This is a genomic window from Corynebacterium hiratae (genome assembly GCF_009708045.1).
GTDB classification, from domain to species: Bacteria; Actinomycetota; Actinomycetes; order Mycobacteriales; family Mycobacteriaceae; genus Corynebacterium; species Corynebacterium hiratae.
In genome coordinates, this window is the sequence record NZ_VIOG01000007.1 from 100,154 (window position 1) to 124,632 (window position 24,479).

Sequence of the window (24,479 nt, forward strand, 5' to 3'; positions counted from 1 at the left end):
TGAAATTGCCCTAGACAAAAGGGATCACTTTGAGATGAAAGGAACCACTTTGAAAAAGTGCAAAGCGCTCGGGCTTGCTGCGCTCACTACAATCGGTGCGCTAGCAAATGCCGCCACCAGCACTGCTTATGCAGCCCCTGCAGATCAAGCTGATTGCGACACGATCCAATTTGAAGGTAGTCACGCCTCTACAGATTGCCAGAACAATACCAACCACGACGTAATTGCGGAGATGTGGATCAATTGTAAACCTGCATCACCAGATCAACACACCAGCGCAACTGTGAGCCCAGGAAGCACCAAGCGGCTCGTCCTAGACTGCCCGACCCCTTGGGATCATGCAGAAGGCGGAGCCGCCTCAGTCCACTAGATGAATTCTTCGATTTCTATTAACAGCCTCAGTTACGGCTACTCCGCCCGCGCTGAGGTTGTTCGCGATATATCATTTGGCCTCCCCCCAGGGCTCACCGTCCTCCTCGGCGCAAATGGCGCGGGGAAAAGCACACTCATGCAGCTCATCGCCGGTGAGCTACGCCCGCCGACAGGAACCGTCTTCGTGGGTGGTGAAGATGTCCGCCGTTCCGACTCTTGGCGGCAGCGCGTCGGCTGGGTTCCGCAACGCAGTGTCTTTGATCCGGCGCAACGCGCAGTGGATTTCGTAGCAGACGTTGGCTGGCTGCGCGGACTGGCCCGCGCGACAGCACGCCACCACGCGGTCAATGCCTTGCGGATAATGGGCTTGGAGGACCACAGCACTACTCGCCTGCGCGCGATGTCCGGTGGAATGCAGCGCCGCGCCATGGTCGCGGCGGGCATTGTCCACGAGCCAGATGTGCTGCTTCTCGACGAACCCACCGCAGGCCTCGACCCACACCACCGATCCTCACTCATCCACGCACTGCGTGACATGGCCTCCAACGGCACCACTGTCCTCATGTCTACGCACATCGCGGCCGATATGGACTCCGCCGATCGCGCGCTCATTCTTCATCGCGGGTGCATCGCAGCCGATTCTTCTGTTGCAGATTTCATCGAAAGGTACGGCTCCGTGGAACAAGGATTCTGCGCCGTCACCGAACAAGCTACCGACGGGACACAGGGAGGGACTGCTTTGTGAGACACGTTCGCTTCATTCCTGTTGTACTCTTCACCGCACTGCTGAGTTTTGCCTCTGCGCGGGGCAGTAACGTCGCCGGTTCCTGGCCAGAGGCCACCGCAATCTGTGCGGTTGTCGCCGCGGCTACGGGCGTACTTCTCGCAAGTATTGCTGCATGGGACTCAGGAAGCCAGGACGCTACGTTTCTGCGCTCCACATCCACCTCGCACGCTCGCACAGCAGCACTTCTCGTCGGCCGGGCGCTGGTATGGGGACTGGCCAGCATTCTTATCGGCTTCATGATCCTGGCAGGGTTTGTCTATACCGCACCCGTGGGCGGCTCTCCATGGTTCCTCGTCATCATTAGCAGCCTTGTGTGGGTTGTGCTGTGTGCGGTTCTCGGTGCGAGCTTGGGTGTCCTTGTCCGGCGCCGGCTTCTCGCCGCGTTACTCGCAGCACTCCTCACGATAGCTTTGTGCGTGGTATCGGCGTGTGCGGATTCCGCACCGGCTTCCCTACGCTTTCTTTTCTTCCCCGGCAATGGGTATGAGCTGATCGCCCGGCAGCCACGGGTGGCTTCGGTCGCAATTTCTGCCGTCATGGTAGCGGCCTTAAGTGCCTGTGTCCTTGCCGCACTGACACGCCACCACCCGGCCCCGCGTTACACCGTGCTGAGTCTCCTAGCCATCATCACCGTCGCCGCTGTTGGCTCCGCCGCAGTGGGGCCCCAAGGTACGCGGGCACGGGACATCACGGAGGCGTCGGCAAGCTGCACCCGGGATGCGAACAAACAGCGATACTGCAGTTGGCCAGAAGACCACGCACTCGTCTTAGCTGCAGACGCGCACTGGCAGGAATTCACGCAGGTGCTTGTCGACGCCGGTCTTCCTCCCCTCACCGGTACATACGGCCAACCCGGCTCCGAGCACACGACGGAGTTATCCCAAACAGTTGCGAGCCCAGCGGCCCTGTACACGCGGGTTTTTGAGGCTCAAGCTGCGGCGCTGCGCGCTCAGCGCCCCTGCGAAGAAACTTCTGCCTCTCGCAATGCACACCAGGTACTTTCGGACTGGGCCACGTATGCGTTCAGAACGGAGGACGACAGGTTTTCTACCCTCAGCGCACAGGGCTCAACTACTCCTGCGCGCGCCTGGATTGAAAACGAGCTTTCGCACCGTTCACCCGCGGAGCAAGCCAAGGCTCTGGCTCCCTTTGTTCACACCATGCAGAAGTGCGGCTCCGAGCTACCGCCACTGGGGGTTGCACAATGAGCCCTTACTTAAGACTTCGCCGTTGGCCGGAGTTCTTCTTAATCCTCAGCCTTGGCGTGGTGGCGCAGTTCCTAGATAACCTGGCCGTACCACAGCTCTTCGGAGCGCCACTGAACCGTCCCGTGTTCGTTTTCAACCTGCTGCCACTGCTCGTCGCAGGCTCCATACTGGCTTTGCTGAATAGTTCATGGGACGAGAAATACGAAGCCACCAGCACGGCCCGTTCGCTACACGAAGAGAAAATTACCTTGTTGGGCGCAGCTACCACAGCGTGGACCGCTGTATTCGGGTTCGGATTGTTCATTGGGGTGGTTCCTCTTCATTCAGCATCCACGATCCTTTTCTGTCTCGCTGCAGTTGGCCTCGCGTTAACGCTGCGTAGCGCACTGGATTCAAAGGCATCTGCGGGAATTGCGCTCCCGCTGTCATTGCTAGCGCCCCTTTTCCCCTGGTACATGGGGGAGACCACCCCACTGGGCAATTCCCTCGGCCAAGGTATGTCTCCCATCGTTGCCATCGTGTGCGCCGCTCTCTTCCTTGTGGGCGCGGCTGCGTGGCTTCGCCGCCGGTACTAAAACTCAAAAATCCCCCGGCCTCCTTCACGGAGTGCCGGGGGAATTCCTCAAGCGCTATTTACTTGAACGGGAAGCCGAGCTCGCGCAGGAGCTTGCGGCCCTCCTCGTCGTTGGTAGCGGAGGTCACGACGGTGATGTCCATACCACGCGGGCGGTCCACCTTGTCGATGTCGATCTCGTAGAACATAGTCTGCTCGGTGAGGCCGAAGGTGTAGTTGCCGTGGCCGTCGAACTGCTGGTCGGAGAGACCGCGGAAGTCGCGAATACGCGGCAGCGCGATGGTCAGCAGGCGGTCCAGGAACTCCCACATGCGGTCGCCGCGCAGGGTAACGCGTGCGCCGATGGGCATGCCCTCACGGAGCTTGAAGTTAGCGATGGACTTCTTAGCGCGGCGCACCTGCGGCTTCTGGCCGGTGATAGCGGTAAGGTCCTCGAGAGCGCCGTTGATCATCTTGGAGTCGCGGGCAGCGTCGCCCACACCCATGTTGACAACAACCTTGGTGACGCCCGGAATCTGCATCACATTGTCGTACTTGAACTCTTCGTTCAGAGCCTTCTTGATTTCCTCGCGGTAGCGGGTCTTCAGACGCGGAGTGTAGTTCTCGCTCATGTTAGATGTCCTTCCCGTTGCTACGTGCGATGCGGACCTTCTTGCCGTTTTCGTCGAAACGGTAGCCCACGCGGGTCGGGTTGCCCTCGGAGTCAACGATCGCAACGTTGGACACGTGGATCGGAGCTTCCTGGGTCACGATTCCGCCGGACTCGGCGCCACGCTCGGTAGCAGAGTTAGCAACGTGCTTCTTGACGCGGTTAACGCCCTCAACGAGGACCTTGTCGCGCTTCGGGTATGCCTCGATGACCTTGCCCTTCGCGCCCTTGTCCGGGCCCGAAATAACGATCACCATATCGCCCTTATGAATCTTCATAAGACTAGATCACCTCCGGTGCGAGAGAAACGATCTTCATGAAACGCTTGTCACGAAGTTCGCGAGCAACCGGGCCGAAGATGCGGGTACCGCGCGGCTCGTTGTCACCCTTGAGAATAACTGCGGCGTTTTCATCGAATGCGATGTAGGAGCCGTCCGGACGACGGGTCTCCTTCTTGGCGCGCACGATGACGGCCTTGACGATGTCGCCTTCCTTTACGTTGCCACCCGGGATGGCTTCCTTGACAGTGGCGACGACGATGTCACCAATGCCAGCGAAACGTCGAACGGAGCCGCCGAGAACACGGACGACGAGGATCTCTCGTGCACCGGAGTTGTCGGCGACGCGCAGACGCGATTCTTGCTGAATCACTATGGGTCTCCTGACCTGGATTAACGTGCGTCAAGATTTCCGTCCTTGACACACCTGGTCTACTTGCTTACGTGGCACAGGCTGTGCGACGAACTCGCTGTTCACAGCGGTCGAAGGGTCTCGGTGCGGCGATTCGGAAACGCATCGCGCTGCACCGACCGGCCATATGCAACCCATACATTCAAGCATGCCTTAGACTGTTTCCCCAAATTGCACGCCTCACCACTTCCCACACCCCGGTTGCATGACGGGGCTCCCATGCGGCATACCCCCCTCCCTCGCGTCTGCGCCCTTAAGACGCACATGTGCAGACCTGAAAGTGCAGAGGTGCTGGTGGACATCGTGAAGTCACGCGCAGTGCTTGACAGCACGCAGCACGTCTGCACTTTCAGGTCTGCACTTTTAGGAGCGGCGGGCGAGGGCTTTAGGTCTTCGCCGTGGCCGGAGCTCCTACGCCTTGGAGGCTGATGCGGCAGGTGCTGCATCAGCCGGTTCCGGCTTCGGGTCCACCGTCAGAAGCTCATCGCCGAAGGAGATCTCCTCGCCCGTGGCATAGGCCGGGAGGACCGGACCCGTCTTCTTCGAGTTGGAGACGACGACCGGCGTGGTCACCGGGTAGTCGGCTGCCTTGATCGCATCAATGTCGAACTCGCAGAGGAGGTCGCCGGCTTTCACCTCATCGCCTTTGGAGACGAGCGAGGTGAAGTGTTCGCCCTTCAGGTTCACGGTATCGAACCCGATGTGCATGAGAATGTCCACGTTGTTGCCGTCGGCGTCCTTGCCGCGCACGGCATACGCGTGTTTGGAGGGGAAGGTGACGGTGACCTTACCGTCGATCGGGGAGACAAGGCGCCCCTCTGTGGGCTCGACGGCCGCGCCGGCGCCCAGCTTGCCCGCCGCGAACATCGGATCCGAGACCGACTCCAAAGCGATAGCAGTACCAGCCAGCGGGGAGGCCACGCGATAGGCGTTCGGGTCAGCGGTGGCAGCAGGTACCGCGCCGCCGGCACCGGTAGCAGCACCGGTCTCATCAGGATCGATGGAACCGTTCTTGGCAATCAGGTAGCGGCCATAGGCAAAGGCAACGCCGAAAGCGAGGATCAAAGAGGTAAAGGCGCAGATGAAGAACTGCGTGTAGTCCTCGGGGCGCATGGACACGAAGCCGATGAAGCCGGCGGCGCCGAGGGCGGTGGCTTTGACGTCGAAAAGCGCAATGAGTGTCGCTGCAATCGCGGACGCACCCATGCCGATGTAGAACGGCCAGCGCAAGCGCAGGTTCACACCGAAGATGGCGGGCTCGGTGATGCCGAAGAGCGCGGACACACCCGAAGCACCGGACAGGCCCTTGAGCTTCTCAGAGCGGGCCAGGAAGTAGACCGCCAGGGCCACACCACCCTGGGCAATGTTGGCCACGGAAGCCACCGCAAAGATGAAGGAGCCGCCCTCGTTCCACAGCATCGTCTCAATCGGCGGGAAGGACTGGTGCAGACCCGTGATGACAATCGGCGAGTAGAACAGACCAAAGATGAAGCCGCCCACCGGGCCGGCGAACGTGTAGAGGTCATTCAGACCAGCACCGAGCATGTCGCCGGCAGTGCGCAGGACCGGACCCACCGCAATAAAGGTGATGAAGCCCGTCACCAGCAACGTCAGCAGCGGGGTAAGCAGGAAGTCCACCGTACCCTTGAGGTGCTTGTGCAGGAACTTCTCAATCGTGGCAAGAATCCAGGCGATGACGAGGATGGGCAGGATGGAGCCTTGGTAGCCGGCTTGGGCCACGTCGAGGCCGAAGATGTTCCAGTAGGTCATCTCCCCCGCTTCGATGGTCGCGGCTACCTGGTAACCGTTGACCAGGTCCGGCATCACCATCGCCATAGCCATGCCGGCGCCGAGGAACTCGTTGCCGCCGAAGCGCTTGGTGGCGGTAAAGCCCACCAAAATAGGCAAGAACGCAAACGGCGCGGAAGCCAGGAGGTTGATAAGCCCGGCGACATCGGCCATAGCCGGGAACATCTCAATGACTGACTGCTCGCCAAAAAGGCCGTTGACGGTGAGCACGTTATTGAGCGCCATGAGCAGACCGCCACCGACCAGAATCGGGATGAGCGGCACGAAGATATCCGCGAGGACCTTCACCGCGCGGGAGAACCAGTTGCCGGAATCGGCGGCGATGTCCTTGAGCTTGTCGGTGGAGACCGCGATGTCCTTGGTGGTTATCTTGTTGAGCTGGTCGAAGACGATGTTGACATCGCCCGGGCCAACGATGACTTGGAACATGCCGCCGGCCTCAAAGATGCCCTTGAGGTCCGGATCGTTTTCCAGGGCGGCCTTGTCGACCTTCTTGCTGTCTTTGAGCACCATGCGCAGGCGGGTGGCGCAGTGCGCGAGCGCCACGATGTTGTCTTCGCCGCCGATGGCTTTCAGGATTCGCTCCGCGACTTGTGAGTGTTCCACGCCGCTGTGCCTCCTAGAGTGAGATGAATTATTTAGTGTCACCTTCCATTAGACACGCCACCCCACAGAAAGCCAAGCATTCGGACATGAATATAGGAAGATTCACACCCTAACGGGCAATCCAGCCCTTCCACCGAGCATCGCTGGCACCAAAAATCGCCGACGCCCCCGCAATCCGCCCATCTCCCGCGAAGACTTCGACCGCACAGCCATCCGCGATGAGCTCCACAGACCCCGCCGGGCACGGCACGACGCGCTCGTCGTCGCCCGCGACCAAGCGTAGTTCTCCCTCGCCGTAGGTGACGCGGAAGGCGTCGGCACCGGAGGCGTCGACAAGCACGTACGTTCCCTCGCCGGCCGTCAACGTGGCTACCGAACCGAACTCAGCGCGTGCTGCCTCCGCCGGCACAGTCGGCAGCGACCACAACGGTGCCTGGCGCAACCAGCCATCTTCCAACCACACGCGCCGCGGCAAGGTGAGCGTGTGGACCCAGCCCTGGGCAACCGTCGGGGTGTCATCCTGCGCGGGCAGGCCCATCCAGCCCAGCATGATGGCTTCGCCGTCCTTCTCCACCAGCTGTGGCGCGTAGAACTGGTGGCCATAGTCCAACTCACTAAAACCACGCTCCACGTGAAAGACCGTGCCATCGAGCCGGCCCACGAGGTAGCCGCACTGGTCGGAGGAAGCGTAGTGCGTGGTGTCGTCGGCAAGCACCGGCTCAAGACCTTGCGGGCAGATGACCAAGACATCCTTGTCCTCCCCCGTCGCGCGATCCTGGAGCCTGAGCAGGTTGGGGCACTCCCACATGTAACCACCCGGCACGAGGTCCGGACTCAGGCCCGGCTGAGCACTCGAGGTATCAAAGGTGAGGGCGCCTTCTAAGGACCACTGTGCCAAGTCCGTGGAGCGGTAGAGCACCACGTGCCCCGTTTCATCCTCCGCTTGCGCGCCGAGCACCATGCGCCAGCCCGCATCATCACGGGTGATCTGGGGATCCCGGTAGTGTCCCGTGAACCCCTCCGCGGGCCCATTGATGAGTGGGTTGGCCGGGTCGTGTTCGTAGAAACCACCTGCCGGGCCGGAGGGGTCCACCACGCGCACGCGGTTCTGCGAGGGAATCCGTACGCCATCGCGCTTGAGGTTGCCGGTATAGAACAGCCAGACGTCCTCGCCGTCGACCACTGCGCCGCCCGAGTAGCAGCCGTGGGCGTCATGCTCACGGATGGGAAACAGCGCGTCCGGGTAGTGCCGCCACGGTTGCGCGGCGCTCAGCGATGCTACTGCGTGCCCCCACCCCGTTTGTTTCTTAGCGTGTGGGAAGCACGGGTCGTGCTGGTAGTAGACGTGCAGAGTATCGCCATCAACAAAGATTCCGTTCGGGTCATTCAAGCGGCCGGAGGGCGGGGAGAGATGAAAAAGCGGACGGTAGTTCATGCCCTCGATAGTATGGGCTCTATGGACATTATGGTGTGTGGCGAAGGCCTCGTTGATCTTGTTCCGCGTGGCCGCGGGCAGCTGGCTGACCTCCAACCGGCGCTGGGTGGCGGCCCCTTCAACGTGGCGGTGGCAGCCGGGCGATTGGGCGCTGACGTGGGCTTTCAGTCCCGTCTATCGAAGGATGCATTCGGCTGTGCGCTGGTGGAGCGTCTCACCGAGGAGGGCGTGGACACCTCCCTTGTGCAGCGCGGCGAGGAACCCACCACGCTGGCGGTGTGCAACATCGCCGACGACGGCTCGGCAACCTATTCCTTTTACACGGAGGGTACTGCCGACCGCCTGGTAGAGCCCGCGCTTGCCGACGTCCCCTGGGCCTGCTTCGGCACCGTCTCCCTAGCGCTGGAGCCGGGCGCCTCGCGTTATGCCGCGCTTCTCCAGGACTTGGCTGCGCGCGGGACGAAGGTGGCGCTGGACCCGAACATCCGGCCCTTCTTCGCCACTGCGGAGCACCGCGAGTTCCTGCTGAGTCTGCTTCCTCACGTCACGCTGCTGAAGCTCAGTGAAGAAGAGGTTGATTTCCTTGGGGCTGGGGCACTGGAGCAGGTACCGGTGGTGGTCACCACGCGCGGGGCGGACGGGCTGAGCGTGCGCACGGCGTCGGTGTCGTTGGAGGTCCCGCCGGTGAACGTCGAGGTGGCGGACACCATCGGCGCGGGCGACACGGTTATGGCTGCACTCCTGACTCTTCTGGCGGAACGAGACGGGAATGCAGCCGAGCTCAGCGCCGAAGACTGGCGCGAGATCCTGCAGTTTGCGGCGGCTGCCGCGGCCATCACAGTCTCACGCACCGGCGCCCAGCCGCCCACACGCACCGAAGTAGAGGCACGGCTATGAACTATCCCCTGCGCACAGCCGTCTTAAACGCGGTCCTCCTCGTTCTCGTCGCGATATGTTTCCTCCTGCCGGTATTCTTCGGCACCTCGGCCCTGCTCCCGGTGCCCGTCGCGGCCTGGACATCGATCATCCTTGCCGTGCTAGCGCTTATCGACGCCTCCTACCACGCCTTCTCCCCCGCCCAACGCCCCACCCGTGGCCTCCGCGCGCTCACCGCCCTCGGGGCGGGCACGCTCATCGCAGGCTGGTTGGTCTGGGTTCAGATCTTTAACACCATCGACGTGACCAGCACTACGCCCTACCGCATCGGCACGTTCCTTCTCGCGGTCGGCACGGTGCTCAATGCGTTTTGCCTTGCCATTGCGCTCACATACCGCGGCACGCGCTAGAGGAGCTGGTCTCGTAGAAGAGCGCCTTGCAGGATCAAAAATAGCCCCCACGGTTATCGTGGGGGCTATTCACGTAGAAGAGGGCTAGATATTACTTAGCCTTCTCCACGATCTCGACGAGACGGAAGTGCTTGTCCTTGGACAGCGGGCGAGTCTCGGCGATGAGAACGCGGTCGCCGATGCCGGCGGTCTCGTTCTCGTCGTGCGCCTTAACCTTCTTGTTAGTGCGCATGATCTTGCCGTAGAGGGCGTGCTGCTTGCGGTCCTCGAGCTCGACAACGATGGTCTTATTCATCTTGTCGGAGACAACGATGCCGGTGCGGGTCTTGCGAGCGCCCTTTTCCTTCTTAGTGTTCACGTTTGCCTCACTCATGATTAAGCCTCAGCTCCCGGAGCAACGGACAGGCCCAGCTCGCGCTCGCGCAGAACGGTGTAGATGCGGGCAATGTCGCGCTTAACCGTGCCGATGCGGCGGTTGTTGGTCAGCTGGCCGGTGGCCTTCTGGAAACGAAGGTTGAAGAGCTCTTCCTTCGCGTCCTTCAGGCGGTTCTCCAGCTCAGCATTGTCGAGCTCGCGGAACTCGTGGGCGGGGATACCGTTAGCCATTAGAACTGGTCCTCCTTCTTGATGATGCGGACCTTGCACGGAAGCTTCTGACCAGCGCGGCGCAGGGCCTCGATGGCGGTAGCCTCGTTCGGGTAGGTCATCTCGAAGAGGATGCGGCCCGGCTTAACGTTGGCAACCCACTTCTCGACGGGACCCTTACCGGAACCCATACGCACGCCGAGCGGCTTCTGGGTCAGCGGACGGTCCGGGAAGATGTTGATCCACACCTTGCCACCACGCTTGACGTGGCGGTTGATGGCAATACGTGCGGCCTCAATCTGGCGGTTGGTGATGTACGCCGGCTCGAGAGCCTGGATGGCGTAGTCACCGAAGTTGATGCGGTTACCGCCCTTGGACACACCCGAGCGGGTCGGGCGGTGCTGACGACGGTACTTGACGCGCTTAGGAATCAGCATGGATTAGCCCTCCTGCTTCTGCTGTGCGCGCTGGCGACGCTGGCCACCACGACGCGGACGACCGTTGCGGTCACCGCGGCCACGGCCCTGCGCCGGAGCGTTCAGTTCGGACTCGCGGACGCCACCGACAACGTCACCCTTGTAGATCCACACCTTGATGCCAATGCGGCCGAAGGTGGTGTGGGCCTCTGCGGTGCCGTAGTCGATCTCGGCGCGAAGGGTGTGCAGCGGAACGCGACCCTCGTGGTAGCGCTCGGTGCGGGACATCTCAGCGCCGCCCAGACGACCAGCCAGGAGGATCTTAATACCCTTAACCTGCGGCTGGCGCATAGCGGACTGGATGGCCTTGCGCATTGCGCGGCGGAAAGCAACGCGGTTAACCAGCTGCTCAGCGATGGACTGTGCAACCAGGTTTGCGTTGGCGTCGACCTGCTTGACCTCGAGGATGTTGAGGGCGACCATCTTGCCGGTGAGCTTCTCCAGCTCGCGGCGGATGCGGTCAGCCTCAGCACCGCGGCGGCCAATCACGATGCCCGGGCGGGCGGTGTGAATGTCCACGCGGACGCGGTCGCGGGTGCGCTCGATGACGACGTCGGCGATGCCGGCGCGGTCGAGGCCCTTCTCCAGGTACTCGCGGATCTTGATGTCTTCGGCTACGTAATTTGCGTAGTCCTTATCGGCGTACCAGTGGGTCTTCCAGTCGGAAGTGATGCCCAAACGTAGGCCGTGAGGATGGATCTTCTGGCCCATTACTTGGCCCCTTCCTTCTGGCTCTCGACAACCACGGTGATGTGGCTGGTGCGCTTACGAATCATGAATGCGCGGCCCTGTGCGCGCGGCTGGAAACGACGCATGGTCGGACCCTCGTTGGCGTATGCCTCGGAGATGACCAGGGTGCGCGGATCCAGACCGAAGTTGTTCTCAGCGTTGGCAGCTGCGGATGCAACAACCTTGGCAACCGGCTCAGCGGCGCCCTGCGGAGCGTACTTCAGGATTGCAAGTGCCTCGGCTACGGACTTACCGCGGACCAGGTCGATGACGCGGCGTGCCTTCATCGGGGTAACGCGGACGTAGCGAGCCGTTGCGGATGCGGAGGTGATGGTGTCACTCATCGCTTATCGACGTCCCTTCTTGTCGTCCTTAACGTGACCCTTAAAGGTCTTGGTGGGTGCGAACTCACCGAGCTTGTGACCAACCATGGAGTCCTCGACGAACACCGGGACATGCTTACGACCGTCGTGGACGGCGAAGGTGTGACCGATGAAGTCGGGCAGGATGGTGGAGCGGCGAGACCAGGTCTTGATGACCTGCTTGGTGCCGGCCTCGTTCTGAGCATCAACCTTGTTGAGGAGGTGCTCATCGACGAACGGGCCCTTCTTAAGGCTGCGTGGCATTGTTTACCTCCTCTTAGCGCTTCTTGTTCGGGCGACGACGGCGCACGATCATGTTGTTCGAGTAACGGTTCGGGTTGCGGGTGCGGCCCTCCTTGTGGCCCCACGGCGACACCGGGTGGCGACCACCCGAGGTCTTACCCTCACCACCACCGTGCGGGTGGTCGACCGGGTTCATAACGACACCGCGGACGGTCGGGCGGACGCCCTTCCAACGCATACGGCCGGCCTTGCCCCAACGGATGTTCATCTGGTCAGCGTTGCCAACCTCACCGACGGTGGCGCGGCAACGGATGTCGACGCGACGAATCTCGGAGGACGGCATACGCAGGATGGCGTACTTGCCTTCCTTACCCAGCAGCTGGATGGAGGCACCAGCGGAGCGAGCCAGCTTAGCGCCAGCGCCCGGCTTGAGCTCCACAGCGTGGATGGTGGTACCGGTCGGGATGTTGCGCAGCGGCAGGTTGTTGCCAACCTTGATATCTGCGTTCGGACCAGCCTCAACGATGGTGCCCTGCTTCAGGCCCTTCGGGGCGATGATGTAGCGCTTCTCGCCGTCTGCGTAGTGCAGGAGGGCGATGTTAGCGGTACGGTTCGGGTCGTACTCGATGTGAGCGACCTTTGCAGGGATGCCGTCCTTGTCGGTACGGCGGAAGTCGATGAGACGGTAACGGCGCTTGTGGCCACCGCCGATGTGGCGGGTGGTGATGCGGCCGTAGTTGTTACGACCACCAGTCTTGCTCAGCGGGCGCAGCAGGGACTTCTCCGGGGTCGAGCGAGTGATTTCCTCGAACTCAGACACGGAGGATGCGCGGCGACCCGGAGTTGTCGGCTTGTACTTACGAATAGCCATAATTCTTCCTTTTCCTTTCGGCTCTTCGGTGGGGCTTAAGCGCCTGCGCCGAAGACGTCGATGGAGTCGCTGCCTTCACGGAGCGTCACGTAGGCGCGCTTGGTGGACTTACGCTGACCGAAGCCGGTGCGGGTGCGCTTACGCTTGCCTGCACGGTTCACGGTGTTCACGGAAGCAACCTTCACGCCGAAGATCTGCTCGACGGCATCTTTAATCTGGGTCTTGTTGGAGTCCGTGGAGACGTAGAACGTGTAGACGTTCTGCTCCATCAGGCCGTAGGACTTCTCGGACACAACCGGTGCGATGATGACGTCGCGCGGGTTAGCGAGCTTAGCCATTACTTCTCCTCCTTAGCTTCCTCGGCGGCGCCGGTAGCGCGCTCGACGAAGGTGTGCAGAGCCTCAACGGAGAACACAACGTCGTCCGAGTAGAGGACGTCGTAGGTGTTCAGCTGGCCGGCATCCAGGATCTGGACGTTCGGCAGGTTGTTGGCGCTGCGGCGAGCATTGATGTCCTCGCGGCCGATGACCAGAAGAACATTCTTGCGGTCGGTGAGGCGCTCGATGAAAGCCTTGGCCTGCTTGGTGGACGGGGTCTGGCCCGGGACGAGCTCCTCGATGACGTGGATGCGCTCGTTGCGTGCACGGTCAGACAGTGCGCCGTAGAGAGCAGCCTTGATCATGCGCTTCGGGGTGCGCTGGGAGTAGTCACGCGGGACCGGGCCGTGCACGGTGCCACCGCCGGTGTAGTGCGGAGCACGGATGGAGCCCTGGCGGGCGCGGCCGGTGCCCTTCTGGCGGAACGGCTTGCGACCACCGCCGCGGACCTCGCCGCGAGTCTTGGTCTTGTGGGTACCCTGACGAGCGGCAGCGAGCTGTGCGTTGACAACCTGGTGCATCAGAGCAATGGATGCCTCGGTGTCAAAGAGCTCGGCCGGCAACTCAACGGTGCCGTTGGTCTTACCGTCAGCGGTCTGGACGTCTAGCTTGAGGTTGCTCATGCGTGTGCACCGCCCTTCACTGCGGTCTTAACGGTGACGAGGCCACCGCGCGCACCCGGGATAGCACCCTTGATGAGCAGCAGGTTGGACTCGGCATCAATCTTCTGAATCTTCAGGTTCTGGGTGGTCACGCGGTCCTGGCCCATGCGGCCAGCCATGCGCTTACCCTTGAAGACGCGGCCCGGGAACGAAGCGCCACCAATGCCACCAACGCGGCGGTGAGCAGCCTGGTTACCGTGGGCAGCGCCCTGGCCTGCGAAGCCGTGGCGCTTCATGGCGCCAGCGTAGCCGTGACCCTTGGTGGTGCCGGTGACGTCAACGAAGGTCACACCCTCGAAGATGTCCACCTTGACCTCCTGGCCGACCTCGTATGCGGAGGTATCGTCCATACGGATCTCAGCGACGTAACGGCGCGGGGTCACGCCAGCCTTCTTGAAGTGACCGGTTGCAGGCTTGTTGACCTTGCGCGGGTCCTTCTCGCCGAAGGCAATCTGGATGGCGTTGTAGCCATCGGTTTCTACAGTACGGATCTGGGTAACCACGCACGGGCCAGCCTCGACGACGGTCACCGGCACAACGCGGTTCTCCTCGTCGAAGACCTGGGTCATGCCGAGCTTGGTGCCCAGAATTCCCTTGATCTCGTTTTCACTCATTGTTTGTTCTCCACCAAATACGTTGTGTCGATCGTTTACTGGATATTCACGTCGACGCTTGCCGGAAGGTCGATGCGCATAAGGGCGTCAACGGTCTTCGGGGTCGGGTCGAGAATGTCGATGAGGCGCTTGTGAGTGCGCATCTCGAAGTGCTCGCGAGAGTCCTTGTACTTGTGCGGAGAACGAATAACGGCGTATACGTTCTTCTCGGTTGGGAGCGGCACCGGGCCGACAACACGAGCACCCGTACGGGTAACGGTCTCGACGATCTTCTTAGCAGAAGCGTCGATGGCCTCGTGGTCGTAGGCCTTCAGCCGAATGCGGATTTTTTGTCCCGCCACGCTTATCCTCTTCCTCGCTTCCCCACTTTCACATTCCCGGCCTATCCGGGGCGTGAAGCGGTGGGAAATTGCTTCTCGATTTCTCTATAACGTTGTCCGGGCTGGAAGCCATGGCTCAACGCCAGTTGTCTGACTGTCATGACGACCACGAGAGTGACTTAAGGCAAAAGCCCAGAGTGCAGTGCTCGTGACGGGGTACAAGACCCGTAGTCAAAGTAAATAGGAAGAAGACCGGGGCGTTAGATCTTAAAGATCCGCAACCAAAGTCTTATTCATATACTGCCGCTGTTTATTTGCCATGCCCCTTCTCCGGTCCATCTTCTCGGGATTGTCTCTGCTCAAGCGCGGACCTAGCCCGATCGGATGACCTTCGCGTGTAGTCCTAGAAGAACTCCACAACAAAGGTGTCATGTTCGCTTTACCAGCAACAACGCCCTACAAGCATCAGCCTGCGGCTACGTCGCTGTGTTAAAGCAACCCCTGTATTTAAGCACGTAACCTCGCGTTTTCCAAACTCCTGCAGAAACAGTGGGTAACATCACGTTTTGGCCAAGGATTGACTTTCCGCCGCCCCGTGTTCCGCGTTCGCGGTTAAGCTCGTGGCGTAGATACAGACCTAAATCAACTACACAGTGAGAGGGATCCATCATGGCTGAAAACACCACCCCCAAGGACGTCGCCGAGCAGACCGCCCCGGCTAACGACGCCACCCCGGCCCCTGCCCCGGAGCGTAACAAGAACCTGGAGACCGATTTTGGCACCACCCGCATCGATGATGTCGTTGTGTCCAAGATCGCCGGCATCGCCGCCCGCGAGGTCTCCGGCGTCGCCGCGCTCGGCGGCGGTGGCGCCCGCATGATGGGCTCCATCCGTGAATCCTTCGGTGCTTCCGAGGACGTACGCCAGGGTGTTTCCGTCGAGGTGAACAACGGCACCGCCTCCATTGATATCGCTATCATCGCCGAGTACGGCGTGGCCATCCACGAGCTTGCCGAGGCTATTCGCCGCAACATCATGAATGCGGTCGAGCGCATGACCGGTCTGTCCGTCGATCGCGTCGACGTCGTCGTCCACGACGTCAAGCTGCCGCGCGAAGAAGACGAGTCCGCCGAAACGGCCCCGGCAGTTACCCAGGGCCAGGCATAACGTGACCTCTGCCGAGCTCACCCTCCCCATTGCCACGTCCATAGCGGAGGCGGTGACGGATCTGAGGGGCGTCGCCAAGCTTTCGCCCGGCCGGTTCGGGGAGGTCGCGCTGCTCTTCCCCGGTGAGCGCGTGCACGGCATCCGCCGCCCCAGCCCGCAGGATGACACGCACCTGGAGCTGCACATCGTCGTTGATGTCAGCGCTGGCGTTCCCCTCGCCGAGCTTGGCGACGCCACCCGCACCACCGTCCGCGCCACTTGGCCCGCGGTGCGCCGCGTGGACGTTGTCTTCGACGACGCGGTCTAAAAGGAACCGACTCACAGAACTAAAGGAAAACCATGAAGAATTACACCTCCCTCGGCGTGATCGCCGGCTTGGTTCTGGCCTTTTTCATCTACCTCGGCGTGTGGTACGTCGCGCTCGCGGTGCTGCTCGCCGCAGTCGGTGGCGTGATTGGCGCGCATTTCGACGGCCGCATCGACCTCACTGCGGTATGGAAGGGCGTGGTCGGCCAGGATAGAGGCCGAGGCTAGTGAGCACCGCCAAACACGGCCGCACCCGCTTTTCTCTGCGCGCGATGGAGAAGGTGATTAGCTCCGCCATCGCGAGTGTGCCGGGAACCGCGGCTGTCGACGCCAAACTTGCCGGCCTGGCCGGCCGCGCCTTTCCGCGCGTGATGGCGCAGATGGATCCGGATACGCAGATGGTCGCTGTCGACGTCGATATTGCCGTCTACTGGCCCTCCCCCGTCACCGACGTTGCAGCGGCCGTTCGCACAGCGATACGAGAGGCCGTGCGTGATTTCACCGGTTTCCGGACCACCCGCGTCAACGTCACCGTGGGTGGCGCCGTGGCAGGCGAACGCACGACTGCCTTGGCGGTCGAGACACGGGCGCCGCTGCCGGCGCAGATCCCGGCGATTGTTCCGGAGCGTGTCCTCAAGCCCATCACCACCGCGCACGGCGCGCCCGTGCGCCACATCGCGGCCCCACGCGAGGCTCCGGTACGTGCCGTGGCGGCACCGGAGGGACCGCGGGTGCGGGGTGTTGCCACGCCATCCGAGGTTGCGGTTCGCACGGAAGGTTTCGGCCCTTCAGAGCAGCGCTACGACGAGCTGCGGCCAATTCGCACGGAAGCACCACAGCCGCTGCGTGCTATTGCTGACCCTACGCCCGTCAACGTTCGTTCGGTGGCGTCGCCCCAGGAATTCGCGTTGCGCCGCATCACTACTCCCCGCCCGGTCCAGCCGCGGCACGTGGACGTTCCACAGGCACCAGCGCTGCGCTCCCCGCACGCCGAGCCGCTCCAGCTGCGCCCGATTGAGATTCGGCCCTCGGCCGAGTTCACACGCCGGGTAGACGTTCCGCGCCCGACTCCGCTGCGCGCCATCACTATCAACGAAGGAGGCCATTATGAGTGAGAACTCCCTGCCCGTTGGCTTTGGTCAACGCCCGAAGGCCTCCCCGCCGGCGCGCGGCTGGACCATCATCCTGGGCGTCGTCCTGCTCGTCGCCGCCGTGGTCGTGGGGCGTGAGGCCTGGGTCGTGGGCGCCGATGAGGGCGCTGCTTCGTGGTTGCAGCCGTTCATCGATGTGATGTCCTCCCCGGAGATCCACGGGTGGATGCTGGTGGCCGGCGGTGCGGCGATCCTCATCGGTCTGATTTTGTTGTGGGCGGCGTGTGCGCCGCGGAAGAGAACGCACGTGCGGATTGGCTCCGAGGATGCGTCGATGTGGTTGCGCGCGGTGGACATTGCGCGGGTGGCGTCGGCAACGGCGCGTCGGGTGCCAGGAACTACGGCAGCGCGCAGTAGGGCGCGGATCTCTAAGGACCAAGCGCGCATTACGGTGACTGCGACGGGCGATGCCGACGACGCGCAGCTTAAAGAGCGCGTGACTGAGGCGGTGACCGCAGCACTCGCGGCTCTTACCCCGGCTCCGGACATCACCGTGGTGCTTGAGGATGAACAGGAGGAGATCGCTAATGTCTAAGGCGCTTGCCGGCGTGGACCGTACGATCCTTGCCATTGTGGGAGTCCTTCTCATTGCTCTGGGCGCGTGGCCGATTCTCATTCACTTCAACGTGTCTTTTGCCACCTACCTGGCAACGTGGGTTGACCACGACACATGGGCGGGCTTACCGGAGCAGGGCTGGTGGCCCTATGCGCTGGGCTTGGCGACGGTTGTGTGCGCCCTAGCCGGTCTGTGGCTTGTGATCAGCAACCTGCGGCACCATCGGTTTAGCTCGGTATCTTCGGAACAATCGAATGAGGAGGGCGCGATTAAAACTGAGATGTCCGCGATTGCGGGCGCGGTGGCGGATACCCTCGCTGAGGTTGAGGGCGTGGAGAAGGTCTCGCGGCTCGTCGCCTACGACCGCTCGCGGCCGACTCTGCAGTACGAGGTCCTGGCAGATCCCGATACCCCGTTGCTGCGAATCAAGGACGCCATCGAAGTCAACGACCGGGACTTCCGTGCCGCGTTCCCTGACGTGGATGTGGATACGCGATACAAGGTCCACTTCACGAAGGTGCGCAACGCGGTCCTCTAGATACCACCTACCCTGCTCACAAAACTACTCGTGAGCAGGGTTTTTCTTCTTCCGGTTGCGGGGTTGCGGGTGCTGGTTTAATCTTCGTGCCCATGGGGGATATCGAAACCTACCTCCGCCTTCGCAACTCGGGGATTGCGCTGGTGGAGCATATACCTGGCTCACCCGATGAGCTTCGCGCGCTCGGCGCTGACCCAGCCGACGCCACAGAGCTTGCCGGCCTTAACCAGGTGTACTTCGGCCCCACCCGCTACACCGGCAAGCAAAAGAAAGCACGTGCAGCCGCCCTTGCCCAACGCCACAGCCTAGGCACCCTCACACTCATTGAAACCTACGTTTCAAAAGTAAAGAAAACCCTCGACGCCTGGAACCTAAGAGTCAGACTTACCGCCACCCCCGCACACCGCATCCGAACCGTTGCCACAGCACGGCTTAAAGAACTCACACGCAAAAGAACCGCCAAACCAGGCGTGCGCATCACCTACCGCGCCGAAGGGCCCAACACCCTCTCCATTACTGACGATGCCACCACCATTGCCAACATGCGCGCAGTCCTAGAATCCACCAACAACACCGACCTACTCAAAGCCGCCAACGACGTCTTCTTCAACCAAGCCACCGGTACTAAGCCTTCCGTGCGCACCCAAGTCATCGTCACCCTGAATGAGTTGGACCAGATCATTAACGGTGACGGGGACGAGATCGAGCTCAACCTCACCAACGGTGGGCGCATGACAGGGGCGGAATTCCTCACCCACAAGTTTGCCGAAATAGGGTATGCCACCATCGTGCACCCTATTGAAGGGCCCATTAACACCTGGCGGCTCGAGCGTGGAGCAAACTTCAACCAACGCCTCACCCTGCACGCTGAATTCCACACCTGTTCTAGGCCTGGGTGTAATAAGCCAGCTGATTACTGCCAAATCCATCATTTGGTGCCTTGGCAGGCTGGTGGCTACACCAACATCAAGAACTTGACCTTTCTGTGCGCCTACCACAACGGCATTAATGACGATGACCCTTTAAGGCCTACCGGGCGCGGCTACATGTACCGCCTCAACACCGGCGTGGCGTTCATCCCACCCTGGGGTACACCAATCACCGCAATGCCCGAATACCAAGAAGCAGTAGCCAGACTCACCGCGGAGAGAGCCTCAGGCCAAGCCACCACAACAACCCCGACCACACCACCAGAGGAACCACCCGACAGCAGCTAGCACCCAAACACCAAACACAAAAAGCGCCGGTAACCTGCGACAAAGGCGCTCCCGATAGATAGAAGAACCCGTCAGACAAAGCCATGCTGACGGGGATATCGGCGATCCCTGACCATGATTCAGGCGCTCCCCGCTGGGGGTGCAGTTAAGCCCTTAAAGAGCGACACCCGCCAACCGAAGGAAGGTTGACGGAGACATCGGGCAATCTAAAGCGCGGAGCAGCGTGCTAGCGGCTATCTGCTCGAGAAGTGCAGAAGACCTAGCGGGTTACGAGCGTCGCGAGGATTTCGGCGGGCTGAACAGGGCCACGCTAGTAAGGCGAGGCGGACTCGTTCCAAGGCGCGGATTCAGCGAGAATGACCTCCTGGATACGCCCAAAGGTGTGCAGCGTGCCCCGGGAAAGGTGGACGCGAAACGGTTCCCCGATTTCCCCGGCCTCGATGGTGTGCCACGAGAAGTCGGTACGGACAAGCTCCCGGTTCTTGCGCTCCACGATGTGGAGGCCATGGTCAAGGATGATGGTTTCGGAATCGGTACGGATGAACCACACTCGGTCCCCCACGCTGCGCCGCTTAAGACCCGTCAGGTTGCGATGGTCCTCCCGCAAGCGCGTGACGGACTCAACGACACCAAACCGATGCTCGAAGCCTTCGGCATCGGCAATCACGAGCGGTCGTCCTGGCCCAACGGGCCGGAGGGCTGACACCGTCCACGCCACCGGCTGGCCACGCTGGCCCTCCTTGGATACCGGCCTTACCACCGCCACGGACGTCGCCTGTCGGCGCTGCTCCACACTGCGAGAGGCGGCAGCCGTAGGAGCTAGCGTCACGCGGTGTGTGGGCGTAACGACGAGCCAGAGGCCCTCGGTGACGAGATTGGCGTCGAGAGGCACAAGCGGGGGATGCACAGCCGCCATCGCCTCCAGCCGCGCGGTGAGTTCGTCGTCAGGCACGCCCCAGCCGTAGCCCTCCGCCGCCAACATGCCAAACAGGGTTCCCAGGGGAAGGTCTGGTTGGCCCTCCCACGCGGCGCGCAGTGCGGCGAGGGTGCGGTCAATGCGGGTTGGGTCGAACATGACTCTCAAGCCTAGTAGCCCCACGATCACCAAAGCCGCCCAACCCCATCAGGGATTGAGCGGCTCACAGACCTGCTAAATCAGGAAGGGCCTTAGGCCCTAGCAAGAATTAGCCAAGGATCTTGGTAACGCGGCCAGCGCCGACGGTACGGGAGCCCTCGCGGATAGCGAAGCGCAGGCCCTCGTCCATAGCGACCGGCTGGATGAGCTCTACGGACATCTCAACGTTGTCGCCCGGCATAACCATCTCGGTGCCCTCAGGCAGCTTGACGACGCCGGTAACGTCGGTGGTGCGGAAGTAGAACTGCGGACGGTAGTTGTCCATGAACGGGGTGTGGCGGCCGCCCTCTTCCTTCTTCAGGACGTAGACGGAACCCTCGAACTTGGTGTGCGGGGTGTAAGCGCCCGGCTTGATGCAAACCTGGCCACGCTCAACCTCTTCACGCTTGGTACCACGCAGAAGCAGACCACAGTTGTCGCCAGCCTCGGTGTAGTCCATCATCTTGCGGAACATCTCGATACCGGTAACGGTGGTGGACATCGACTTCTCCTTGATGCCGATGATCTCGATGTCCTCGTTGACGTTCAGGGAGCCACGCTCAACACGGCCGGTAACAACGGTACCGCGGCCGGTAATGGTGAAGATGTCCTCGATCGGCATCAGGAACGGCTTGTCCAGCTCGCGGACCGGATCCGGGATGGAGTCATCGCAAGCCTGCATCAGGTCGATAACAGACTGTACCCACTTCTCGTCGCCCTCAAGAGCCTTCAGAGCGGAAATGTGAACGATCGGAGCTTCCTCATCGTAGTCCTGCTCAGCGAGCAGCTCACGGATTTCCATCTCGACGAGCTCGATGATTTCCTCATCGTCAACCATGTCACACTTGTTCAGTGCAACGAGGATGTACGGAACGCCAACCTGGCGAGCCAGCAGAACGTGCTCGCGGGTCTGCGGCATCGGGCCATCGGTTGCAGCAACAACCAGGATAGCGCCGTCCATCTGAGCAGCACCGGTAATCATGTTCTTGATGTAGTCGGCGTGGCCCGGGGCGTCCACGTGTGCGTAGTGGCGCTTCGGGGTGGAGTACTCAACGTGGGAGATGTTGATGGTAATACCGCGCTCCTTCTCCTCAGGAGCCTTATCGATCATGTCGAAGGCGAAAGCGGTGTTCTCCTCCGGGTAAGCGTCAGCCAGAACCTTGGTGATCGCTGCGGTGGTGGTGGTCTTGCCGTGGTCGACGTGTCCGATGGTGCCGATGTTCACATGCGGCTTCGTACGCTCGAACTTCTCCTTTGCCACTGTTTGTCCTCCTGGACTCTATGGCGGCTACGTATTTCGCAGCCACGTGGTTTGTATTGCCATTGGCACTTCGAGCCGGAGCTCATAAGCGCTAATGACGCTTTCTTACGTGCCAGTTACACGATCCTAGATTTATGCCGCAGTTTTTTCAAACTGCCTAAATAGGAGGTAACCCCGCCCAACACGTGCGGACGTTGACCCTCGACAAGAATCAAATTAACGGATCCTGGGAGGGTAACGGCCGGCTCAACCCACATCAAGCGTGTGCGCTCAGCCGACCGCTACCCCAAGGCGCGGAACTGGTCTTCCACTGGCGAAGACTACCAGCCCCGCATGTACGCCTCTGCGGCAGGGGCCTAAAAGTTAGGCCTTGGCGCCAGTGCGCTCCTCGATGATCTCCTGTGCCACGGAGGACGGAACCTCAGCGTAGGAGTCGAAGACCATGGTGAAGTTTGCACGGCCAGCGGTGGAAGAACGCAGGTCACCGATGTAGCCGAACATCTCAGACAGCGGAACCTTGGCCTTGACGACCTTGGCGCCGGAGCGGTCTTCCATAGCGAAGACCTGGCCACGACGGGAGGAGATGTCACCGTTGACGGTACCCATGTACTCCTCCGGGGTCACAACCTCAACGGCCATGATCGGCTCCAGCAGAACCGGCTTAGCCTTAGCGACGGCCTCCTTGAGGACCTGAGAGCCGGCGAGCTTGAAGGCCATCTCAGAGGAGTCAACGTCGTGGTAAGCGCCATCCTCGAGGGTGGCCTTGATGTTCACCAGCGGGAAGCCAGCGACAAAGCCGTACTGCATAGCGTCCTGGATACCAGCGTCGACGGACGGGATGTACTCCTTCGGAACGCGGCCACCGGTGACGGAGTTCTCGAACTTGTAGGTTGCGGACTCGCCCTCTTCCAGCTCTTCCGGCTCCGGGTTGTACGGCTCGATGGTGACGATGACCTTTGCGAACTGGCCAGAACCACCGGTCTGCTTCTTGTGGGTGTATTCCAGGGACTCGACCTTCTTGCGGATGGTCTCGCGGTAAGCAACCTGCGGGTTACCGATGTTGGCCTCAACCTTGAACTCGCGCTTCATGCGGTCAACCAGAACGTCGAGGTGCAACTCGCCCATACCGCCAATAACGGTCTGGCCGGACTCCTCGTCGAGGTGAACGGTGAAGGTCGGGTCCTCTTCAGCGAGCTTCTGGATAGCGGTACCCAGCTTCTCCTGGTCAGCCTTGGTCTTCGGCTCAATAGCAACCTGGATAACCGGATCCGGGAAGTCCATGGACTCAAGGATGATCGGGTTGTCCGGGTTACACAGGGTGTCACCGGTGGTGGTTTCCTTCAGGCCGATGAACGCGTAGATGTTACCGGCGTCGGCGTGCTCGACCGGGTTCTCCTTGTTCGCGTGCATCTGGAAGAGCTTGCCCACGCGCTCCTTCTTGTTCTTGGTGGAGTTGAGCATCTGCTCGCCCGGGATAGCCTGGCCAGAGTAGACACGCACGTAGGTGAGCTTGCCGAAGAACGGGTGCACGGCAATCTTGAAGGCCAGTGCGGAGAACGGCTCCTGGACGGAAGGCTTACGAGTCAAGGTCTCCTCACCGTCGAGGGAGGTGCCGTTGACCTCGCCGATGTCCAGCGGGTTCGGGAGGTAGTCAACAATGGCGTCGAGCAGCGGCTGGACACCCTTGTTGCGGTAAGCGGTACCGCAGAGGACCGGGTAGATCTCGGAGTTCACGGTCAGCTTGCGGATAGCGCCCTTGATTTCCTCAATGGTCAGCTCTTCGCCGCCGAAGTACTTCTCCATGAGCTCTTCGTCGGACTCAGCGACGGTCTCGAGCAGCTTCTCGCGGTACTCTTCAGCCTTCTCCTGCAACTCGGCAGGGATCTCCTCGATAGTGGCCTCGGTTCCGGTTTCTACCTTGCCGCGCCAGGTCAGCGCCTTCATGTTGATCAGGTCGACGACGCCATCGAAGTCATCCTCAGCACCGATCGGCAGCTGCATGACCAACGGCTTAGCACCGAGGCGATCAATGATGGTCTGGACGGTGAAGTAGAAGTCCGCACCCATCTTGTCCATCTTGTTGACGAAGCAGATACGAGGGACGTCGTACTTAGCAGCCTGGCGCCACACCTGCTCGGACTGCGGCTCCACACCTTCCTTGCCGTCGAAGACAGCAACAGCGCCGTCGAGAACACGCAGGGAGCGCTCAACCTCAACGGTGAAGTCCACGTGGCCCGGGGTGTCAATAATGTTGATCTGGTTGTTGTTCCAGAAACAGGTCACAGCAGCGGACGTAATGGTGATGCCGCGCTCCTTCTCCTGCTCCATCCAGTCAGTGGTGGCGCCACATCGTGGGTCTCACCGACCTTACGGTTAATACCGGTGTAGAAGAGGATGCGCTCGGTGGTAGTGGTCTTACCCGCATCGATGTGCGCCATGATGCCGATGTTGCGGACCTTGTTCAGATCCTTAAGCACTTCTTGTGCCACAGTTAATACCCCAACTTAATTGTCG

The 24,479-nt window shown here is 61.3% G+C and carries 30 protein-coding genes and 1 pseudogene; 12 read left to right on the forward strand and 19 right to left on the reverse strand.

Features of this window, described 5'->3' with window-relative positions:
- The first annotated feature begins 370 nt into the window (after positions 1-370).
- From FME68_RS07785 to FME68_RS07795, 3 genes are read left to right on the forward strand one after another with little or no spacing between them, the layout of a single operon-like run.
- Positions 371-1,117: an ABC transporter ATP-binding protein gene (locus tag FME68_RS07785; RefSeq protein ID WP_158381169.1), complete on the forward strand. Its 747-nt coding sequence runs from the start codon at positions 371-373 to the stop codon at positions 1,115-1,117.
- Positions 1,114-2,367, forward strand: coding sequence for a hypothetical protein (locus FME68_RS07790; RefSeq protein ID WP_158397061.1), 1,254 nt, complete (start codon positions 1,114-1,116; stop codon positions 2,365-2,367). Before FME68_RS07785 ends, FME68_RS07790 begins: the two co-directional genes overlap by 4 nt.
- Entirely contained in the window at positions 2,364-2,942 is a 579-nt protein-coding gene (locus FME68_RS07795) for a hypothetical protein (protein WP_158381167.1), read from the forward strand. Before FME68_RS07790 ends, FME68_RS07795 begins: the two co-directional genes overlap by 4 nt.
- A 58-nt stretch (positions 2,943-3,000) precedes the next feature.
- On the opposite strand, the gene rplE is transcribed toward FME68_RS07795, so the two are convergent.
- The 5 genes from rplE to FME68_RS07820 all read right to left on the reverse strand — a co-directional run bounded on the left by rplE (position 3,001) and on the right by FME68_RS07820 (position 8,130).
- Entirely contained in the window at positions 3,001-3,552 is a 552-nt protein-coding gene (gene rplE, locus FME68_RS07800; RefSeq protein ID WP_046648471.1) for a 50S ribosomal protein L5, read from the reverse strand.
- A gap of 1 nt (position 3,553) precedes the next feature.
- A complete protein-coding gene (gene rplX, locus FME68_RS07805) occupies positions 3,554-3,868 on the reverse strand; it encodes a 50S ribosomal protein L24 (protein WP_005527724.1) in 315 nt (104 codons plus the stop codon).
- Between the two features lie 4 nt (positions 3,869-3,872).
- A complete protein-coding gene (rplN, locus tag FME68_RS07810) occupies positions 3,873-4,241 on the reverse strand; it encodes a 50S ribosomal protein L14 (RefSeq protein ID WP_158381166.1) in 369 nt (122 codons plus the stop codon).
- Positions 4,242-4,691: 450 nt separating this feature from the next.
- Positions 4,692-6,695 carry a sucrose-specific PTS transporter subunit IIBC gene (locus FME68_RS07815; protein WP_328287774.1) on the reverse strand — a complete coding sequence of 668 codons (2,004 nt, stop codon included), beginning with the start codon at positions 6,693-6,695 and terminating at the stop codon, positions 4,692-4,694.
- A 109-nt stretch (positions 6,696-6,804) separates the two neighbouring features.
- The gene (locus FME68_RS07820; RefSeq protein ID WP_158397063.1) at positions 6,805-8,130 is read right to left on the reverse strand and encodes a glycoside hydrolase family 32 protein; all 1,326 of its coding nucleotides are present in this window, start codon (positions 8,128-8,130) and stop codon (positions 6,805-6,807) included.
- 21 nt (positions 8,131-8,151) lie between these two features.
- On the opposite strand from FME68_RS07820, the gene FME68_RS07825 reads away from it, so the two are divergent.
- Together FME68_RS07825 and FME68_RS07830 are read left to right on the forward strand one after the other, a co-directional pair.
- Complete coding sequence (locus tag FME68_RS07825; RefSeq protein ID WP_046648508.1) at positions 8,152-9,027, forward strand: carbohydrate kinase family protein; 876 nt, start codon at positions 8,152-8,154, stop codon at positions 9,025-9,027.
- Entirely contained in the window at positions 9,024-9,416 is a 393-nt protein-coding gene (locus FME68_RS07830) for a hypothetical protein (protein ID WP_046648475.1), read from the forward strand. The genes FME68_RS07825 and FME68_RS07830 overlap by 4 nt, the downstream gene beginning before the upstream one ends.
- A gap of 91 nt (positions 9,417-9,507) precedes the next feature.
- Here the strand turns inward: FME68_RS07830 and rpsQ are convergent, their stop codons facing one another.
- Genes rpsQ through rpsJ form a run of 11 tightly spaced genes read right to left on the reverse strand, consistent with a single transcriptional unit; the run spans position 9,508 to position 14,676 of the window.
- The gene (rpsQ, locus tag FME68_RS07835; protein WP_010189641.1) at positions 9,508-9,789 is read right to left on the reverse strand and encodes a 30S ribosomal protein S17; all 282 of its coding nucleotides are present in this window, start codon (positions 9,787-9,789) and stop codon (positions 9,508-9,510) included.
- 2 nt (positions 9,790-9,791) lie between these two features.
- Positions 9,792-10,022: a 50S ribosomal protein L29 gene (rpmC, locus tag FME68_RS07840; RefSeq protein WP_158397065.1), complete on the reverse strand. Its 231-nt coding sequence runs from the start codon at positions 10,020-10,022 to the stop codon at positions 9,792-9,794.
- Complete coding sequence (rplP, locus tag FME68_RS07845) at positions 10,022-10,438, reverse strand: 50S ribosomal protein L16 (protein WP_010189643.1); 417 nt, start codon at positions 10,436-10,438, stop codon at positions 10,022-10,024. Before rplP ends, rpmC begins: the two co-directional genes overlap by 1 nt.
- A 3-nt stretch (positions 10,439-10,441) precedes the next feature.
- On the reverse strand, positions 10,442-11,188 hold the full coding sequence (rpsC, locus tag FME68_RS07850; protein WP_049157353.1) for a 30S ribosomal protein S3: 747 nt from the start codon (positions 11,186-11,188) through the stop codon (positions 10,442-10,444).
- On the reverse strand, positions 11,188-11,550 hold the full coding sequence (gene rplV, locus FME68_RS07855) for a 50S ribosomal protein L22 (protein ID WP_010189645.1): 363 nt from the start codon (positions 11,548-11,550) through the stop codon (positions 11,188-11,190). The genes rpsC and rplV overlap by 1 nt, the downstream gene beginning before the upstream one ends.
- A 3-nt stretch (positions 11,551-11,553) precedes the next feature.
- Positions 11,554-11,832 (reverse strand): 30S ribosomal protein S19, encoded by a 279-nt coding sequence (gene rpsS, locus FME68_RS07860; RefSeq protein WP_010189646.1) that lies wholly within the window; start codon positions 11,830-11,832, stop codon positions 11,554-11,556.
- A 13-nt stretch (positions 11,833-11,845) separates the two neighbouring features.
- Positions 11,846-12,682 (reverse strand): 50S ribosomal protein L2, encoded by an 837-nt coding sequence (rplB, locus tag FME68_RS07865; RefSeq protein ID WP_010189648.1) that lies wholly within the window; start codon positions 12,680-12,682, stop codon positions 11,846-11,848.
- 35 nt (positions 12,683-12,717) lie between these two features.
- On the reverse strand, positions 12,718-13,020 hold the full coding sequence (gene rplW / locus FME68_RS07870) for a 50S ribosomal protein L23 (RefSeq protein ID WP_046648478.1): 303 nt from the start codon (positions 13,018-13,020) through the stop codon (positions 12,718-12,720).
- Complete coding sequence (gene rplD / locus FME68_RS07875) at positions 13,020-13,682, reverse strand: 50S ribosomal protein L4 (RefSeq protein WP_010189650.1); 663 nt, start codon at positions 13,680-13,682, stop codon at positions 13,020-13,022. The genes rplW and rplD overlap by 1 nt, the downstream gene beginning before the upstream one ends.
- On the reverse strand, positions 13,679-14,335 hold the full coding sequence (gene rplC, locus FME68_RS07880; RefSeq protein ID WP_046648479.1) for a 50S ribosomal protein L3: 657 nt from the start codon (positions 14,333-14,335) through the stop codon (positions 13,679-13,681). Before rplC ends, rplD begins: the two co-directional genes overlap by 4 nt.
- Positions 14,336-14,370: 35 nt before the next feature.
- Positions 14,371-14,676 carry a 30S ribosomal protein S10 gene (gene rpsJ / locus FME68_RS07885; RefSeq protein WP_003848085.1) on the reverse strand — a complete coding sequence of 102 codons (306 nt, stop codon included), beginning with the start codon at positions 14,674-14,676 and terminating at the stop codon, positions 14,371-14,373.
- Positions 14,677-15,324: 648 nt separating this feature from the next.
- Here rpsJ and FME68_RS07890 point away from each other — a divergent pair.
- From FME68_RS07890 to FME68_RS07920, 7 genes are all read left to right on the forward strand, one after another.
- Positions 15,325-15,822, forward strand: coding sequence for an Asp23/Gls24 family envelope stress response protein (locus tag FME68_RS07890; protein WP_046648480.1), 498 nt, complete (start codon positions 15,325-15,327; stop codon positions 15,820-15,822).
- Between the two features lies 1 nt (position 15,823).
- A complete protein-coding gene (locus tag FME68_RS07895; RefSeq protein WP_102234687.1) occupies positions 15,824-16,129 on the forward strand; it encodes a hypothetical protein in 306 nt (101 codons plus the stop codon).
- 32 nt (positions 16,130-16,161) lie between these two features.
- On the forward strand, positions 16,162-16,356 hold the full coding sequence (locus tag FME68_RS07900; RefSeq protein WP_010189668.1) for a hypothetical protein: 195 nt from the start codon (positions 16,162-16,164) through the stop codon (positions 16,354-16,356).
- Positions 16,356-17,243 carry an Asp23/Gls24 family envelope stress response protein gene (locus FME68_RS07905; RefSeq protein ID WP_328287775.1) on the forward strand — a complete coding sequence of 296 codons (888 nt, stop codon included), beginning with the start codon at positions 16,356-16,358 and terminating at the stop codon, positions 17,241-17,243. The genes FME68_RS07900 and FME68_RS07905 overlap by 1 nt, the downstream gene beginning before the upstream one ends.
- The gene (locus FME68_RS07910) at positions 17,236-17,814 is read left to right on the forward strand and encodes a DUF6286 domain-containing protein (protein WP_158397067.1); all 579 of its coding nucleotides are present in this window, start codon (positions 17,236-17,238) and stop codon (positions 17,812-17,814) included. The genes FME68_RS07905 and FME68_RS07910 overlap by 8 nt, the downstream gene beginning before the upstream one ends.
- On the forward strand, positions 17,807-18,373 hold the full coding sequence (locus FME68_RS07915; protein WP_158397070.1) for an Asp23/Gls24 family envelope stress response protein: 567 nt from the start codon (positions 17,807-17,809) through the stop codon (positions 18,371-18,373). Before FME68_RS07910 ends, FME68_RS07915 begins: the two co-directional genes overlap by 8 nt.
- 92 nt (positions 18,374-18,465) lie before the next feature.
- Entirely contained in the window at positions 18,466-19,590 is a 1,125-nt protein-coding gene (locus tag FME68_RS07920; RefSeq protein WP_158397072.1) for an HNH endonuclease signature motif containing protein, read from the forward strand.
- A 310-nt stretch (positions 19,591-19,900) separates the two neighbouring features.
- On the opposite strand, the gene FME68_RS07925 is transcribed toward FME68_RS07920, so the two are convergent.
- From FME68_RS07925 to fusA, 3 genes and pseudogenes are all read right to left on the reverse strand, one after another.
- Positions 19,901-20,665 carry a hypothetical protein gene (locus FME68_RS07925; protein ID WP_158397074.1) on the reverse strand — a complete coding sequence of 255 codons (765 nt, stop codon included), beginning with the start codon at positions 20,663-20,665 and terminating at the stop codon, positions 19,901-19,903.
- 109 nt (positions 20,666-20,774) lie between these two features.
- A complete protein-coding gene (gene tuf, locus FME68_RS07930) occupies positions 20,775-21,965 on the reverse strand; it encodes an elongation factor Tu (RefSeq protein WP_046648489.1) in 1,191 nt (396 codons plus the stop codon).
- 363 nt (positions 21,966-22,328) lie between these two features.
- Positions 22,329-24,454: pseudogene (gene fusA, locus FME68_RS07935) on the reverse strand (elongation factor G).
- Positions 24,455-24,479 lie beyond the last annotated feature (25 nt).

Bases quoted from the DNA above. Each gene is read 5' to 3' on its own strand.
- rplP (WP_010189643.1), bottom strand. From the start codon at position 10,438: ATGCTGATTCCTAAGCGCGTCAAGTACCGTCGTCAGCACCGCCCGACC.
- rplB (WP_010189648.1), bottom strand. From the start codon at position 12,682: ATGGCTATTCGTAAGTACAAGCCGACAACTCCGGGTCGCCGCGCATCC.
- FME68_RS07890 (WP_046648480.1), top strand. From the start codon at position 15,325: ATGGCTGAAAACACCACCCCCAAGGACGTCGCCGAGCAGACCGCCCCG.
- FME68_RS07910 (WP_158397067.1), top strand. From the start codon at position 17,236: ATGAGTGAGAACTCCCTGCCCGTTGGCTTTGGTCAACGCCCGAAGGCC.
- FME68_RS07900 (WP_010189668.1), top strand. From the start codon at position 16,162: ATGAAGAATTACACCTCCCTCGGCGTGATCGCCGGCTTGGTTCTGGCC.
- FME68_RS07795 (WP_158381167.1), top strand. From the start codon at position 2,364: ATGAGCCCTTACTTAAGACTTCGCCGTTGGCCGGAGTTCTTCTTAATC.
- FME68_RS07830 (WP_046648475.1), top strand. From the start codon at position 9,024: ATGAACTATCCCCTGCGCACAGCCGTCTTAAACGCGGTCCTCCTCGTT.
- rplE (WP_046648471.1), bottom strand. From the start codon at position 3,552: ATGAGCGAGAACTACACTCCGCGTCTGAAGACCCGCTACCGCGAGGAA.
- FME68_RS07825 (WP_046648508.1), top strand. From the start codon at position 8,152: ATGGACATTATGGTGTGTGGCGAAGGCCTCGTTGATCTTGTTCCGCGT.
- FME68_RS07820 (WP_158397063.1), bottom strand. From the start codon at position 8,130: ATGAACTACCGTCCGCTTTTTCATCTCTCCCCGCCCTCCGGCCGCTTG.
- rpmC (WP_158397065.1), bottom strand. From the start codon at position 10,022: ATGGCTAACGGTATCCCCGCCCACGAGTTCCGCGAGCTCGACAATGCT.
- rplW (WP_046648478.1), bottom strand. From the start codon at position 13,020: ATGGCTAAGCTCGCTAACCCGCGCGACGTCATCATCGCACCGGTTGTG.
- rplC (WP_046648479.1), bottom strand. From the start codon at position 14,335: ATGAGTGAAAACGAGATCAAGGGAATTCTGGGCACCAAGCTCGGCATG.
- rpsS (WP_010189646.1), bottom strand. From the start codon at position 11,832: ATGCCACGCAGCCTTAAGAAGGGCCCGTTCGTCGATGAGCACCTCCTC.
- FME68_RS07925 (WP_158397074.1), bottom strand. From the start codon at position 20,665: ATGTTCGACCCAACCCGCATTGACCGCACCCTCGCCGCACTGCGCGCC.
- rpsC (WP_049157353.1), bottom strand. From the start codon at position 11,188: ATGGGCCAGAAGATCCATCCTCACGGCCTACGTTTGGGCATCACTTCC.
- rplV (WP_010189645.1), bottom strand. From the start codon at position 11,550: ATGAGTGACACCATCACCTCCGCATCCGCAACGGCTCGCTACGTCCGC.
- rpsQ (WP_010189641.1), bottom strand. From the start codon at position 9,789: ATGAGTGAGGCAAACGTGAACACTAAGAAGGAAAAGGGCGCTCGCAAG.
- FME68_RS07915 (WP_158397070.1), top strand. From the start codon at position 17,807: ATGTCTAAGGCGCTTGCCGGCGTGGACCGTACGATCCTTGCCATTGTG.
- rplX (WP_005527724.1), bottom strand. From the start codon at position 3,868: ATGAAGATTCATAAGGGCGATATGGTGATCGTTATTTCGGGCCCGGAC.
- rplD (WP_010189650.1), bottom strand. From the start codon at position 13,682: ATGAGCAACCTCAAGCTAGACGTCCAGACCGCTGACGGTAAGACCAAC.
- FME68_RS07785 (WP_158381169.1), top strand. From the start codon at position 371: ATGAATTCTTCGATTTCTATTAACAGCCTCAGTTACGGCTACTCCGCC.
- FME68_RS07920 (WP_158397072.1), top strand. From the start codon at position 18,466: ATGGGGGATATCGAAACCTACCTCCGCCTTCGCAACTCGGGGATTGCG.